This window comes from Rhizobium sp. CB3090, from assembly GCF_029714285.1.
In the GTDB taxonomy this organism is placed as follows: domain Bacteria; phylum Pseudomonadota; class Alphaproteobacteria; order Rhizobiales; family Rhizobiaceae; genus Rhizobium.
This window is the reverse complement of the sequence record NZ_CP121662.1, coordinates 1,148,266-1,164,455: the sequence shown is the minus strand read 5'-3', so window position 1 is coordinate 1,164,455 and position 16,190 is coordinate 1,148,266. Positions and strand designations below refer to the sequence as shown.

7 protein-coding genes are annotated in these 16,190 nt (G+C 59.0%); 4 read left to right on the top strand and 3 right to left on the bottom strand.

What is annotated here, in order from left to right; translation table 11 throughout:
- Positions 1-160 precede the first annotated feature (160 nt).
- Entirely contained in the window at positions 161-499 is a 339-nt protein-coding gene (locus QA646_RS05680) for a hypothetical protein (RefSeq protein WP_283058062.1), read from the top strand.
- Here QA646_RS05680 and QA646_RS05675 read toward each other — a convergent pair.
- A complete protein-coding gene (locus tag QA646_RS05675) occupies positions 489-1,847 on the bottom strand; it encodes a hypothetical protein (protein WP_283058061.1) in 1,359 nt (452 codons plus the stop codon). The genes QA646_RS05680 and QA646_RS05675 overlap by 11 nt on opposite strands.
- A gap of 494 nt (positions 1,848-2,341) precedes the next feature.
- Positions 2,342-4,210, bottom strand: a complete 1,869-nt coding sequence (locus QA646_RS05670) for an AAA family ATPase (RefSeq protein ID WP_283058060.1) — start codon at positions 4,208-4,210, stop codon at positions 2,342-2,344.
- Between QA646_RS05670 and QA646_RS05665 the strand changes: the two genes are divergently transcribed.
- On the top strand, positions 4,209-4,697 hold the full coding sequence (locus QA646_RS05665; protein WP_283058059.1) for a hypothetical protein: 489 nt from the start codon (positions 4,209-4,211) through the stop codon (positions 4,695-4,697). The genes QA646_RS05670 and QA646_RS05665 overlap by 2 nt on opposite strands.
- Before the next feature lie 557 nt (positions 4,698-5,254).
- Here the strand turns inward: QA646_RS05665 and QA646_RS05660 are convergent.
- On the bottom strand, positions 5,255-5,536 hold the full coding sequence (locus QA646_RS05660) for a hypothetical protein (protein ID WP_283058057.1): 282 nt from the start codon (positions 5,534-5,536) through the stop codon (positions 5,255-5,257).
- 780 nt (positions 5,537-6,316) lie between these two features.
- On the opposite strand from QA646_RS05660, the gene QA646_RS05655 reads away from it, so the two are divergent.
- Positions 6,317-9,724 (top strand): STY4851/ECs_5259 family protein, encoded by a 3,408-nt coding sequence (locus tag QA646_RS05655; RefSeq protein WP_283058056.1) that lies wholly within the window; start codon positions 6,317-6,319, stop codon positions 9,722-9,724.
- The gene (locus QA646_RS05650) at positions 9,721-15,834 is read left to right on the top strand and encodes a DEAD/DEAH box helicase (protein ID WP_283058055.1); all 6,114 of its coding nucleotides are present in this window, start codon (positions 9,721-9,723) and stop codon (positions 15,832-15,834) included. Before QA646_RS05655 ends, QA646_RS05650 begins: the two co-directional genes overlap by 4 nt.
- The last annotated feature ends 356 nt before the right edge of the window (positions 15,835-16,190 follow it).

The window sequence follows — 16,190 nt, the reverse complement described above, 5'->3', positions numbered from 1 at the left end:
AGTATTCAGTGGCGCCAATTTTCAAAACAGCGCTCGGCAATAACGAAGGGGGCGAGCGCGAATTTCGATTCGGCGAAATCCTTGCGAGCGACTTTCGTTGCAGTTGGGCTTTCTCCTTGCGGCGCCGGCTCGCACGCTTCTGGAAACAGGAGGCGTGAAAATGCGAAAGAAACGATCAGAAATGTTCACCTCGCTGGAGGTTCTTCACTGGCTCGACGAAGACGGCAACCCGGTGGCGGACGTCGAGGACCGGTTTAACAGCCGGTACGTCTACTACAATCACTCATTGGGTGAGTCCTTTGCCTGCAAGGACACGATCGCCGAAACAGGGGTCGGCATCTTCTCGCTTCAAGACGTTCTCACCCTGGGATTCACGACGGAAGAATACAACGCTATGATGAGATATTTCTTCGAGAACAACAGAGAAGAATGCATATCGAGCGAGGAAGAGCTGAACGAACTGATGCAGCCGAACTGCGGAACCGGTCTCAGGCGGTAGCGTACTCACGCCGGGCGAGGACGAAGTTCTCGCCCTCCAGCCGGAAATACGAAGACCTGCCGTGCTTGGCGCGAAATGGTTGCGTAATGGGAGGCATCGGCTTCGCCACGATATCCCGTAGATGGGGTATATCGCTGTAGACCTTCCTTCGCATTTCGAGCGCCTCGCCCTGGAATTCGGGCTTCATCAACGTTCGGATAATCTGCTCCACGTCATGACGGGTAAGCGATCTCGCCAAGACCCAGTCCGCCGATTTCAGAAACGAAGCCACACGTGGTTCGGCACCAGGATTTCCGGAGTTTAAGAGATCCAGGATCGATTGCACAAGATCCGGTCTAAGCTCCGTGGATGCTAGATGGGCCAATTCTTCAGCATCACAGAAACGGCGAAGAATGACGCTCGTTGTTTTAGGGTAGGCTGCTCGCGCTGAACCCGCGCCAAATTCCATGATGATGGCATTCAGGAGAGCGACTGGATTGCGGACCACGTCGCACGCCGGTAGTTCATCAAGCCCCTCGAACGCATTGGCGAACATGTCGTCCAGCCGATAACGGTGCTCATGCACAGTCATCGAAAGAAATGCTGGCCAGGAGAAGCAAAGATCGATGAGGAAAGCGTCGCGGACCGGATCGAAGCCCTTCCGTTTTTCAAAGAAGCTGCGGTGTAGCTGTGTGTTGACGTTTGGAAGATCCAATTTGGCAAGACCACAGAGGAAGATCAGAGAGTTCGATTCAGCATTTCCATCCTTCGCCTCGATGTCTTCGCGGAGTCTTCCTAACAGCCGCGGATAAGTAGACGGATCGATCGTGCGCATGGCGTCGGCAACGGTTCGAGCTACGTCATCGAGCGCATAATCGACAAAAAAGGTCTTATGTCCGATGTCTTCCAGCAATTGTTCGACCGCAATGCCCGGCAATTGTAGCTTCCTGCTCAGGAATTGCTCCACTGCTTTCTTGAACATGTAGTACGCGTCGTCACGGGTGGCACTCGAACCGCTGGGATGAGCCGCGGTATTCCGTTTGTCGAGGATGTCTCTAAGGGCGAGCTGATCATCCACACAAAGTGCTTCTTTTTCTCTGAGCGCTGTTAACAAGGCGCCTTCGTATGATTTCGAGGAAGATTCGGCCTGGTTCACCGCCGCGGTGACGCGTTTGGCCTCGCCTCCCTGCAAGCTACCTAGTTCCTGCATATACTCGCGCATATAGGTGAACACCGCGTTGGACGTCATGATAATGCATGCGCGATAAGCCTTCGCATTAAAGCATCGGACCGCCTCGGCCAGATAGTCGGAGTGAGGATTTTCCTTCGCCTTTTCATAAAGCTGTTCAATCGACAATTCGTTGCTCATCAAAACGCCATTTGCTCTGAAGAATTCGGAGGACCTTAAGGACGTGCCGCCTCGGAGGGAAAATGTCTGCCGCCGGTAAAGAACGAGTTATCGCTCGCGGATTCGATTTTTCAGCCTTAACAAAAGCCACCTTGGCGGATCCGCATTTTAGTCAGGCTGTGGGTCTCTTGAGAGCGAGCTGCTATCGGTTTTTCACCTTACGTCGCCCTAGTCCTTTGCTAGCGACGAGTTTGGCCGCCGCAAGAAAGGCTTCAAACTCTCCCTGGCAGACAATTTCCCTCAGATCCTTGACCGACATCATTACCAAGAGCCGGCCATCGACTTCGATGAGTTTTGGTTGACCGCTCAGGACTGCGATCGAAAGCAAAAGTAGCCGGGCACGAGCATCCCGGAGCCTGTAAGCCGCTCCGCATTCTCTCGAAAGGATCCTTCGCAGTTTGTCGAGCCCGTCTGCTCCGGAAACCGATCCCCGAGCAGCGATTTCGCGAATCCACTCACGCGCCATCGGCTTCCTCCATCGCATCGAACAATGCCCTCGCCCGATCACCATCGACACCGCCCTCCGAGTTGAGGATGACAGCTAGTTCGCAGATGAACTCCTCGTTCTTGATTACGAGCTCCTTCGCCCGCTCGTACTGTTCGGCGAGCATCTTTTCGACCCGCTGGTTGACACTGGGAATCGAGCGCCGGATCCTGTCGAGGTCGTCGACGCTTTCCGCTGAGAGGAAGTTCGTGATCCCGCCCATCCCAAGCTGGGCGACCATGCTCGTGGCGAGATCGGCTGCCCGCTGCAGGTCACTGCCGACCTGCCCGCCCGATCCTTCGAGATGGTCTCCGAAAAGAACGACTTCGGCTGCCATCCCAGCTAGCTGGACCACGATGGAATTCAGATAGTATTCCGTCGTCGGAAGCTGAGATTCCCGCTCGAAATGGACGCCGCCGCCGATGCCGACACCATGACGAAATCCATCCATGACAACAATGCCGGTCAGACGCCCGACATTGAGAGCGAGCACCGCCGCAGCGTGACCGGCTTCATGGATGCAAATGCGGTCGCGGAGCGGGCCGCTGATCGGCGCCACAGGCGGCAGACAGGAAAGGACGTCGTCCACGGCGATCTTTCGCGACTCCCTTCTCGCCATGCGCTGGCCGTCTTTGGCGAGCTGTGCGAGATCTGCTCCTGAAAACCCCAGCGTCGCAGCCGCAATGCGATCGAGATCTTCAGCCCCTAGGGCGTCGCCAAGGTGCGTGAGCAGGATTCCTTTGCGCGCCTCCGTGTCGGGCAGCGACAGCGGATAGTGCCTTCCCAACCGGCCCGGACGAAGGAGAGCCTTGTCAATGCGATCCGGATGATTACACGCTCCGACAACGACAACGCCTTCTCGACGATAGGCTCCGTCAAGGCACTCCAGCAATCCCGCGACCACTTCCGTGGAATACTGTGCGTTGTGGCCCGCGAACGTGTTCCTGTCGCCGATACTGTCGATTTCATCGAGCAGCAACACCGTCGGGGCTCTCTCGGCGGCTAGCCTAAAGGTTTCCCTCATGGCCTTGAGCAAATCGCCGAGGTGACCGGCCGCCTGCCACTGCGCAAGCGATGACGCGACAAACGAGCATTCGCAGCTTCTTGCCAGGGATCTCGCGAAAAGTGTCTTGCCGACGCCCGGCGGCCCGCTCAGGAGCACGCCGGTATCTACGTCCTCCCACGGCAACTCACCCTTTCGCCAGTCGGCCAGTTCGGAGACGAGGATCCGAGCCCAATCCGCCGCGCCGCCGTACCCCGCAAGCTCCTCGACGGGACGAACTTTCCGGTCGAGCGTGCTATCTCTCGCAGCCTCAAGCCGCTTCAGCGTGTCAGTGTGGCTTCGTCCCGGACGTAGCGCTGCGAGGACATCCACAATGGGATATGCCAACATTCGCTTCGCGTCCTCGTGGTCGAGCGCGATTTCGTGCACCGCTTTCACGGCATCGGTAAGCACGGTCTCATCGAATGGATGGACGGCCTCGATCTTGTCCGCAGCAGCGATGACAAATGCCGGTATGTCGTCCGGCTTCTCCAGGAATATCACGACGCGCTTATTCATCCTGAGCGACGCCTTGACATCGTTGTAGTCGGACCTCCCTCTCATGGTGGTCGTCGCCCGACAAAGATCGACGTCGGCAAGAACCGTTTCCGAATTCTTCAGGTCATAGAACCCGCGCTCGAAATCCTTCCTGATTTCCACCGGGATCAACAACGCCAGCGTGAATGGCTCGCCGCTATAAACCGGCGGGTGACTCCGGAGAGACTTCTGAAGGGCCAGCGAACATGTGACACGGGCAAGGACGGGAGAGGAATTGTCGGCATCAAAGCTTCTATGCATGATCACTATCCTTGAAAATTCGGACCGTCGTATGTGGAGCGATTGGTTCCGCGTCGAGGTCGATACTCACAAATCGATGAAGGACGAGAGATGCCAAGCCAGCCATGGGATTGATTTCCCGGAAGACCGTCAGGCATTCGGCTACCGTGGCCGTGCCTTCTTGTTCCAACGCCGCAAGGAGCCGTATGCGGTCGCCCAGCGGCGCCTGGCAGTCGGTGTATCGAAGGAGGTCCTTGGCATTCTGAAGACGATGTCCGGTACGGATCTCCGTTGCCGTCGCAAACCGATGCAACATTGCGCGGCATGCGGCTGCTTCTGTAACCTCAGGATCGCCCTCCCCTTCGACGGAGTGCAGATAGACGTCACGACCGTCGGCATAGGTAGCCAGAAAATCTGGAGGCGAGCCTTTCCAGCCGATGTCCAGGAGGATGTCGTCGAGCCCGGATGGTCGGCAGCACCAGGCAACGACGGCGTCATCGACATCTAGGAGGCAACCTAGATCACGGCTGAGCTGACTACGGAAATAGGAAGGATTCGAGCACCTGACGGTGCCGTAGGGGCGATACCGCACAGGCCGCTGATGGACGGCGTCGAGGGTCGACCGCCCCGTTGCATCGGAAGGATTCATCGTCTTGCTCCACAACAACACTTCGGGATCCGCCGCGTTTGCGGCAGTTCTCAGCGTTGTTGCGGTTGTCGACGGGTCCTAATCATGAATGGAACAAATAAAGAACATAAACTACGGCGTCAAGGCGCCCCAAACGGAATTCGTTAGTAACCATCACATGACGCGGCGTTCTAGTTAAGTGGGCTCCATTCGGACACCGGAGCAAGAGGCCAGATGCGTTCCAAAACCTAACAATTTGCGCTTATTGCACGTCGTATGAGAGTTTCGCAGATGTGCGCGTTGTTGATGCGGCTCGGCGTGGCATGCCCCGGCGGGGCCAGTAATTCTCGTTTCCGAAGCCGGAAATTTCGAGCCGCCGATGGGGTTTTGTCGGAGTAGAGCTCGCAGATATTGACCCGCTCTCGTTCTGGCAGGGGTCAAGCAGACTCATCCGATATGGTCATCACAAGCCGCTTGTTCTTAAGAATTAGGTCGCGGAGATCCGCATCTCCGCTGAGAACAGCGAGGATCTGGTCGATATCCGGACGGTGGAGATCGAAGGCATAGATCTCGGAGATCGGGACTTCATATCCGTCTTCGAGCGCAATCTCCGCCCTCACCTTACGCAGCTCTGCGGCAACGCCTTCTATCGAGTTGCCGAATCCGGTGGCTGTGCTGGCGGCTGGCTCGACTGCGTACGCGTAGACAGTAATACCCATGTGAGGTCTCCTTGTTGATCGGGAAGGTATCCCGAGTCAGTCGGCGGCTGTCTATTGGATGATTCTACAGTTCTTGGTCCGACTTGAAGCCGCGACCCTAGCACTCCGAATATCGCGCGGCGTTCGCATGAGTGATGCCGGACTCTCGGTCGACGGGATCGACATGGACTAACGGCCGGCGACTTGCCGAGCAGTGGAAGACAGGCGCCATCGGCGTCGTCGACACTATTGACCTTCGCATGGAGGGTGATGCCTGCGAGGCGTCGCTTATCCCCGCAGACATAAAGAACAGGCGACGCACTTTCGAGGTTTTGAGTCGATGTCCATATCTGGGCGCTGGAGACACCTGCGCCAACGGCATGATAGTCCGATCCGCAGTTGCGCGAATCGTCGGAAACGAACGCTGTCTTCCTATTCCGAAACCGGCGCTCAGTTGGTCGAGGAACGTCCGCAACGTCGAACGCACCTGCCGACGCTTCACGTAGTAGGCGTGGAAACCGTCCCGACGACGACCAGTCCGCTAATACGATCTCAGGCAGGCTGACGGCAAGCTTGCCTTCGAGGTGCCAATAGAAGAGACTGCAGCCCTCCTCCGCCTTCCGGATCGACAGGTCCAATCCCAGACGTTCGCCAAGCAACATTCGACCTTCATGTTTCGGCCGGCACAAAAAATATTCAGCATGTCCTCTGTGAGCAGTTTACAGGCAAGTGATTGCATGCGAATTTCAACTTATGGTAACAGTTGATCTGTAATTTGCTCACGCAACACAGGGGGATCTGTTGCGTCTATCAGGGTATTCGGACGAAAGGCTACGGGAGGAGTTCGAGCGCTGGCGAAGCGATCTCTCAACACTGGAAGCCATAAACAACGAATTGAAGGTACGCGATTCCGACGATGCCTTCGACCTTCAGCTCGAGGTCGTCAGTGCGTTGACGGCCCTCAGGAAGACGTCCAAGCCTTCATCTGCGACTATCGACACCCTTGCGCGCTGGACTTCATCTTATCTGTTTAGACGGAGTCTGCAGTCGCCCGATGGACGTCCGCTGCACCGCTATCGCATGAACGACGGCGAATATGGCGAGCTTCGAGGACTCTTGCGCAATTCGACAAACCGTCTCCTACGGGAGGACGGCGTCGCCGCGAGCTTATTCGTGGTATTCTGCGCCGAGTGGTTTCGACGAGAAGCGACCTCCCTATTCTTGAGATGGGACCAACTGAATTCCGATGCCTTCGACGCGATTCCGCACAGTACCCGCCGCCGTCTGGCTGAAATCGGCCTGAAGTTCTGGGGGCGTGAACTCGTGCGATCGGACAACGCACGCGAATTTCTTCTAACGCTTGCTCTCGAGGGCGGGATTTCGTCGCACGTGATCTCCGAAGGCGGGTCGTCGTGGCTTTCCGACTACCTTCGCACGGTAATGCGTTTCGCGCTCGCCAGCGCGGCGGCCGAACACGTCAGCGGTTATGCTCACGACATGTCCTGGATGGTGCGCGTCTCGTACCGTCAGGAAGGATTCATCGACCTCTGCTGCGAACTGATCATGAAGCTCGTCGAATGGCGTCGGATAGCTGATGCCGCCCCTGCAGGGATCGATCCCGTCTCCTATCTCGACGCGCAGAATCCGGAGTGGAGGAGCTCGCTCCCTATCTACGTGCCGCCCGATAACGAGAAGATCGCCCGCCGCCTTTTGGGAGGACTTCTTTCGGAGAAGGCAGGATCGATTGTTGCGTCCGGCATTACTGCCGAACGGTATCTTTCGTATGACGGCGAGCGCTTCCTTCCCGCCCTACTCTTAAATGCCGAAGGCGAGATATCTGCCGCCAAGCTACCAGGCCTGTCCGCGATGGGCAGATGGAAGGCCAGCCCTTCGGGCGACCTTGCAAATTTCCTGCCTAGTCAGATCGCACTCTTCGAACCACCGACCGACGACCAGCCGACGTGGCGGGTACGGTCCGTCACGCCCCTCGGCAAGCTCCTGGTAGGACTTGAACTCAATCGAAACATCACGGTTAATCTCACTTGCGGCTCAGATGCGGTCCCATTTGCGTGGCCTGGCGGGACCGGTCTGATGTCTCCGATCATGTCGTTCCTGCCTGAGAACGCCACCGAGGGCGGGGTGCCGAAAAAGCTACGGCTGGTGAAGACGGGATCGGCAAGCCTTCCGGCTGCGAAAGTCTACGTTCTGGTTCCGGCAGGCTGGTCGGCCGTTCCTGGCGACGACTCCCCCACCGGCCGACAGTGGCCGGCGAGCGGAAAGAAGACTGTCCACGAGGTCCTGGGAACGACCTATTTCATGAAACCCGGCGCGGGTTCGGACGAACGTTACAGGGTGGAAGCCGGCAAGGACGAGCGCCAGGAAAGCCTCGAGATCTCCGGCGCCGGGTCATCGCCCATCCAGACGACTGGTGACCTGGAAATTCTGGAAGGCCCGGTCATGCTTGGCATCCTTGCGGGCGGGAGCATTCGCCAACCCAAAGTGGGAGAACTTCGCGTACGCAATCCCGGCGAAAATTGGAGGGCACTCGCCGACAGGAAGCTTACGATGCCGGGCGTGTACGAGATATCGTGGCGCGATCCAATCGCCGACATCCAGCTTGAAAGGCGAAAGATTGCCATCGTTCCGGCCGGCGCTCGAATCCTCGGCGAGATGCAGAGCGCGACCAACGGTCGGATTGCGCTAGACCGTCTTCCCGGATGGGACATCGACATAATCGACAACGGCGTCGAGACCGAGCGAGGAGTTAATGAAACGCTCTTCAGTTTTACAGGTCGACCCCGCTTCCGGATCGACGCGTCGTTGCGGCCGCCGGGCGGACGGCCCTTCGAGATCGTCGTCCCGCTCAAGACCCGCCAAGCTTCCATTCTTTTAAGCGACGGCTCCGTAGTCGGCCCAGGTCAGGAGATGGACATCACCGCGCTCCGGGGCGCGATCGCCGCCTCACCGCATGCCACGGCATTGACGCTCTCTCCGCGGAACGCGCGCTCCAACTCCCTGCAGTTCCGATTCTCGGGCGAGTTCCCGTTGGCAGCGCTCAAACCGGTCGTCGAAGAGCTTATGGCTCCCATGGCGGATCAGGACGCGATGCTCGAGTTGGAGTTTCTGGGCGACAGCCGCCAGCCGATAAAGCTTAAGCAGTACCGCTATCCCCGCCCGGCCTTCGTGCATGGGGCTGTCGTGTTCGGCGCCGAATTCACCGAAACTCCCGTGGTCAGGATGATCTTGAAGCCGGAGCGAGAGCATCTCCTGCAGAGGGCGAGCGATGGAAACTACTTGATCCCGGCATGGTGCGAGGGCCCGTGCCTGATCTATCTCCGCGACGGCCCGGACGTCGTCGCGCGCCCGCTGCTCGTCATTCTGCCAGTCCGCGGGCCGACCACCTCGCCGATGATGTCGGCACTCGCAGAGACACACGTACCGTCACGAGTGACGAAAATGGCGACCGTGCTTACTTCGTTCGAGGACGGCACGCTTGCAGTCGACGACGTCCGCTACCTCCTTGCGCTGGCTTGCGGCCTCAATGGCCTTCCAGCGACGGCCTTCGACATCCTGAAGGAAATCGCGCGTCGACCCAGAGCCTTGTTGCGTCTCCTGACGTCGGCAGGCAGCGACGTCGAGAGGCAGGCGGTTTGGTCCCTTCAGGAGAAGCTGCCGTTCATATGGCTGACGCTTCCGACGAAGGATTGGCAGGCGGTGCTTGCGGCCGAGTTCGACGGTCTCATGACCGCCCTGTCCTCGTTTCCAGACACCACTCGAAATGAATTGATCGTCGGCCATTTCAAGAATCTCAGGGAGAAGCTCGTTTCACTCGAGCCGGCGCTGGATCTGAGATTCGCACAACTCGGCGTCGGTTCTTCGACCCTCCCTTCCCTGCACAGCGCGCTCGAGGGATACATCAAGGACCAACGAATGTACGACGACGACAGTCCCTACAGACCGTCGCAGCGAAATCTCGTTCTCGAGCATCTGACCGAAGCCGCGATCAAGCTCCCGGCCGAGTTCGACAGATTCAGCGTGAACGACTTCGAGGGCATGGCAGCGCCCGCCGCGCTCGCCGCCGTCGCCGCCGGTCGGCTCACCCTGACCTCCCAGTGCGAACTCGTGCTTCGCAAGACGCTTCGGGAGCACGCCCGCTACATTTCATCCGCCTATCCGCATCTTCTCCGCTTTTACGAGGTTCGTACTTGAAGCCCTTTTCGACACTCTCCCATATCCGCCGTCGGTCTGCGGAGGCAATCATCTCGCAGGCCAACATACGGAACCTTGCCCTGATCGAAGAGCTTCGCCGGATGTTCAATTCGGCGAACGCTTCGGATGGCGGACTGCTGCAGCAACCGATAATCGAAGGTGCGCATCCGTTCGTCCCGGCGGAGACGAACATGGGAGGCGTGCCGGCGTCGGTGCTGCACCCGCAGTTCGTGGCCGCGCTCGACGCCCTCCCGGCTGGCAGCGACTACCGGTTCCCGAAAACCCGACTCCCGTTCCGGCATCAGTTGCAAGCCTGGCAGCATCTCTCGGCTTCCGGATCGCCGCAGTCCGTGCTCGTCACTTCCGGAACCGGCTCGGGAAAGACTGAATGCTTTCTCTTCCCCATCCTGAGCGATCTCGTATCCCAGGCCACTTCGACGACGTCGTCGCTTGAAGGGGTGCAGGCTGTCATGCTCTACCCTCTCAACGCCCTCATCGAAAGCCAGCGCGAGCGCCTTTCGGCCTGGACGAAGCCGTTCGGCGGGAAGATCAGATACTGCCTCTACAATGGCGACCTCGAGAAGTCGCTTCCGGCTAGCGACCGCAGAGCGAAACCTGAACAACAGATCGATCGCGAGCAGCTTCGCGAAAGTCCGCCTCCCGTGCTCGTAACCAACGTCACCATGCTCGAGTACATGCTGGCCCGTTCCGAGGATCAGCCGATCATCCAGAAGTCGAAGGGCAAACTGAAATGGATCGTACTTGACGAGGCGCATTCGCTCGTCGGTGCGGCCGCTGCTGAAATAGCCCTGCTTCTTCGTCGCGTCCTACTGGCCTTCGACTGCAAACCCGAAGAGGTTCATTTCGTTGCAACGTCGGCTACCATCGGAAGTGGGAGTGATGTCCAGAACCAATTGAAGCGCTTCCTCGCCGACGTAGCCGGCATTGCAGATGCCAACGTGCACGTGGTCGAAGGCAAACGGCAGCTTCCCGACCGGCCCTCCAAGCGCGGTAAGCTTCCGGCATTGGACCAGCTTGAAACGCTGGCTCCCAAACAGCTTTTCGACACGCTGGCCGCGGACGACGCGGTCTGGAACTTCATTGAGAAAAAGCTTTTCGAGAGTCCACAGCCTTTGGGAGAGTTCGAGCGGATCGCACGCGGCGTCGGCCTCGACGCCGAGAGCTTCCTCGATGTCCTATCGCAAGCGGCCCGACCACATCCCAGGACGGGCGAGGATGAAAGGCTTGCGCCGATGAGAATCCATACCTTTGAGCGCGCGGTCCCCGGAGTCTGGAGCTGCGTGAATCCGCAATGCCCCGGCTCGGCCAATGGCTGGTCCTTCGGCAATGTATTCCTGGATAGGCGAGACCAGTGCCCGGCCTGCGACGCGCCTGTCCTAGAGGTGATTAGCTGCAACGACTGCGGCGAGGTGCTTCTCGAAGGAGAACAGGATGCCGCGAACGATCGAATCCTTCCCACGCGCCGGGTCGTAGACAAGGACGAGTTCGAATTCGAAGCCGCCCGCGACGACGATGGTCAGGAGGAGGCCGAGGACGACGAGGCGGAGGAACTTGAAGCTCCCGCTCCATCGATCCATGAGAAAATTCTTCTCGGCGGCGAAGCGAGCGGCCGTTTTCGACCGATGTATTTGTCGACGAAGGACTGGCGGATTGCGCCTTTCCAGACCGACGAAACGGTCGCCGTCGCATATGAGCTGAAGGGCGACGCCTGCCCCTGCTGTGCCACGAACGCCAGCAAGGGTATCGACAGGCTGCTCCGACCGATGCGCTTCGGCGCTCCCTTCATGATTACTAACGCCGCCCCGATCCTTCTCGAAGGTGTCGATCCAAGCCATGAAGAAGGAACCGTTCCCTCGCACGGACGTCGCCTATTGTCCTTTACTGACAGCCGGCAAGGCACCGCGCGGATGTCGGCGAAGATGCAGGCAGAAGCCGAGCGAAACTTCGTTCGCTCGTTCGTCTACCACTCGGTACAACACTCGCTGACCACCGGAGCCGGCGCCGACACCAGCAAGCTGGAAGCAGACATCGCAGGTCTGGAACTGGCGCTGGCGGCAGCGCCGAACGTGACGGTCGAAAACCTGCTCGCAAAGATGAAAGAGGAACTGACGAAGGCACGCGGTACGAATTCGTCCGGCATTCAATGGCAGGATCTGGTAGAGAGGCTCGCCCGCCGTCCCGAAGTCGAGCGCTGGATGAAGGACGTCTGGGAACCGCGCGACGGCCGTCTCTTCTACGACAGCATCAAGCTTGCCGACTTCCTGCTGATGCGAGAGTTTGCGCGTCGTCCGCGCAAGGCGCTCTCGATCGAGACACTGGGATTGGCACGGCTCCGGTTCAAAGAGATCGACGATCAACATACGATGCCATCTGCTTTCGCTCGCTATGGCAAGACGATCGAGGATTGGCGGGCGTTCCTGTATGCGATCACCACGTACTTCATGCGCGCTAACGCGGCGGTGGCGGTACATTCTGAGCTGATGCACTGGATCACCCCTCGGGCGAAGAATAAGTACCTGCTCGGCCCCGGTCAGAAGTCCAACGGGGACAAGCGCTACAAGGCGTGGCCGTTTGCTCCTAAGAACGCAGCCACACTTTCGACGCCCCAGATATTGCTGATCAACGGGCTCGGGCTCGATATCTCCAATCAGGAGCACAAGTCCGATATCGAAGAGTGCTTCGACCGGGCGTGGCAACAGCTCCAAACGCTGTTCAACAGCGATCCAGAGAACCGGGCGCTCGATATACGCAAGGCATACATCGCCCCGATGACGGAAGGCTTCCTCTGCCCCCTCACCCGCAGAATTCTTGAGGGAGCGCCCTTCGGCCTCAGCCCGGTGTCTCGGGCCGCGAGACACGCTACGAGGCGCAATGCCGAACGCGTCCGCCTACCAGTCCTTCCGAGGCCATTGCTTGGTAACATCGACGTCGATGCCGGCAGAGCCGCGATTAAGGAATGGCTAGAGCAGTCTGACCAGATTAAGAAGCTCCGAGACGAGGGAGCCTGGAACAACATCTCCGACCGTGTCGCGATGTTCGCCGACTATGCACGTTCCGCCGAACACTCCGCACAGCAAGAAAGCGCCCTGCTCCGACGCTACGAAGAGAAGTTCAAAGGCGGCGAGATCAATATACTGAACTGCTCGACCACGATGGAGATGGGCGTCGACATCGGCTCCGTCTCGACCGTGATGATGACAAACGTTCCGCCGTCTATCGCGAGCTACAAGCAGCGCGTCGGCCGGGCGGGCCGTCGTGGGCAGCCGTTCTCACTCGCATTCACGTTCTGCAGAGACCGCCCGCTCGATCGGGAAGCGTTCCTCTCACCTACCGGGTACCTCAACAGGAACCTTGCCGCCCCCAAGGTTGCGCTCTCCAGTCGGCCCATTGTCCAGCGACACGTCAACGCCTACCTCCTCCGATGCTTCATGCTCGACCGTGGCGGGGACCCTATCCGTATGATGATCGGCCCATTCATCGGCACGCCGGCAGTGGTGGGTGAAAAGCGGATCACACTCGATCAACGTCCTGTTCACTCCTTCAAGGAGTGGCTCAAGGCACCCTCGACGCTGAAGATGGTGTCTCCCAATCTCGAGAAGCTGGTGAAGCACTCGGTCCTGGAGGGTGAGACGACCTTGGTCGACACCTGCCTTCAGATCATCTCCGAGCTGGAGGCGAATTTCGAGAGCGAGTGGGAGGGCCTTCAGGCATTGGCAAAGGACGAAGGAGTGAAGGACGCTGGAAAGAGCCGGATGGGCTTCGAGCTGAAGCGCCTCTGTGAGGAATTCCTGCTGAGCGCCCTGGCAGACAGAGGCTTCCTGCCAGGGCATGGTTTTCCGACCGGCGTTGTCACGTTCCTTCCGCACAAGCAGCGGAATGACACGCCCCCGGACGGGAGAAGGACGACCCGGCTGACAGGACCGCAACGATCGCTCGATCTCGCGATCAGGGACTATGCCCCTGGATCGGAGATCGTTCTCGACGGATTGGTTCACAAGTCTGCAGGTGTCCTCCTGAACTGGAAGCGTCCGGCCAGCGAAGATAGCATACGAGACGTCCAGAGTCTGAAAGTCCATTGGACCTGCCGGCGGTGCGGGACGAGCGATAGCAGCCGAACGAAGCTTACAGAATGTCCTGTATGCGCCGGAGCGGTAACGAACAATCCTTATCTTAGACCTGCGGGATTCTCCGTCGACGTGCGCGACAAGCCGCATGCAGAAACGGACATCATTTCCTATGTCGCCCCGGAGGAACCCAGCGTCTCAGTCAGGGCGAGTCCCTGGTCGTCGCTTCCGATCCCGGATCTCGGACGTTTTCGTAGCAGCCGCGAAGGTGCTGTCTACTACAGCAATCGAGGGCAGTCGAAGAACGGATACGCACTTTGCCTTCATTGCGGCCGCGCATCTCCCGACTACCCGACATTGGACAATGGCGACGTGGATCAGACCGTGGCGTCGCCCCTCGCCTTGCACGCACCACTCAGATGGAAGAAGGGGGAGAACGCTCAAGTCTGCGAGGGTAACAACAATGCGTGGGCTGTAAGGCGAAATCTCGATCTCGGTTATGAGATCTCGACCGACGTCTTCGAGCTTCAGCCATCGATGCCTTCGACGAAGGCTACGGCAACGGCGCTGGTGATCGCGATGCGCGAAGGTATCGCCCGTATCCTGGGCATCGAAGCCGACGAAATGGGTTTCGCGACGCAGGTGGCGGATGCCCAGTTTGGAACGCGCTCCCGTTCAATGCTTGTATTCGACCGCGCTGCAGGTGGTGCGGGTTTCGCGGCGTCGATCGCGGACCGCCTCCCAGAGGTGTTCGTTGAAGCTCGCAGCGTCCTCGACTGCCCGAATACCGGCTGCACCACGGGGTGTGCCGCCTGTGTGCTCGTGCCAGACGCGCCCTTCGAAGAAGGAAGTCTCGACCGTCTCTCGGCTTTGAAATTCCTCGACGAGCATCTGTCGCTCCATCGCGCGCTGTCCGGAGAGGACCGCATATCCAAAGATGCAGTGGTTTCCATCAATGTTGAAGACGAGGTCGATCGGATCTTAATGGAGTCGATCAGACCTTCAGTTTACGTCTACCTTCCCGAGACGGCAGATCTTGGACAGCTTGCCAACTGGCCCGCTAACACGGCTCTGGAGCAATGGCTACGCCACAGCAAGGAGGTCGTATTCGTGGTCCCCGAAAGCATCGTCCACCGCGGCGACAACGGAGGGCTGATTGCTTTGTACGATCTGGGGCAGCGTTATATGAAGGCAGGCGGCTCCTTCCCCGTGCACGTCGGACAACCCCTAAAGCTCAAGACAGGCGCGGTCGCCGGCGTCGCCGTAACCAGCGCAGCGAGAACCACGGCATGGGCGACAAGGGATCCGGCGTCGTGGGAAGTGTCGGCGGACTGGGGGCAGGCGGCGACCTGCCCCATCGTCCGAGGCACGATCGACGGGATTGCGCAAAAGCAGCCGTTGGAAAAGTCGTCGTTGCTCCCCTCTCCAAGCTCGAAGTTCGACAAGATAACCAGTGAACTCGATCGCGGACTGACGCTGTTCGGCGGAGCAATGGCATCTCGCATCCGCGGCCTTCTGGGAACCCTGGGAATCTCTGCAAACATCAAGGTGACGTCGATCGTTTATAGCGACCCGTACGTCAAATCTCCTCTCACAGCGAAAATGTTCATCGATACTGTCGCGGCATTGGTGAAAGGGTCCCCGAGCCATTCCGTCACGTTGTCCACAAGCGCGCCGGGTGGAAAATCCGGTCTTCCGATGCGTCTTCACGAGGACTGGCGGGATAGCCTCGATGCGCAAGCCGTTTTCGCTGAATATGCCATCCAGAAGGGCGTAGCGTTGACGGTGCGATTCGAGCAGGTTCCACATGGACGCTACATGAACTTAAAATTCGAGGACGGCGCCTCGGCCACGGTCGTCTTCGACCAAGGCTTCGGAGCGTGGCGGGTTACCTCGACCGGGAACTTGTCACTGCACGACTTCCGCTCCAGTCCCAAACGCCAGGCAGATGCGCTAGCGCGCTCGAGCGCATCGGTCGGCAAAGGTGGATTCGGTCCCACCTACCTCGTTGCCACGAGGGACTAGACGGCTGTTGTAGAGTGATCGAGAATGCCGTCGCGCCTACTCTGAACCCGCTCGGGTCAGACAGCTCAACCTCGGCGGTTGAGGTCAGATGTGATCACAGTCGAATAGCAACGGGCGCCAAGCGGAGGCGACACTATGGGAAAAGTTCCAGCACTCGCGCGTTCTCCCTTACGACAAGGCCGGAATCCAACGCGGCGATGTCCCCACCCTGCGAAGAGCCATGACGACGAGGCGTCGAAAAGGTCCTCGTCGTCTCCGCGCCTTCGGGCACTTCCGGAATTGAGGTGGTCTGCCTTCTCATGGTGCGAGACACTCTTCGCAAATCCCGCAACCGTCCATCGAAGATAGGGAGCGCC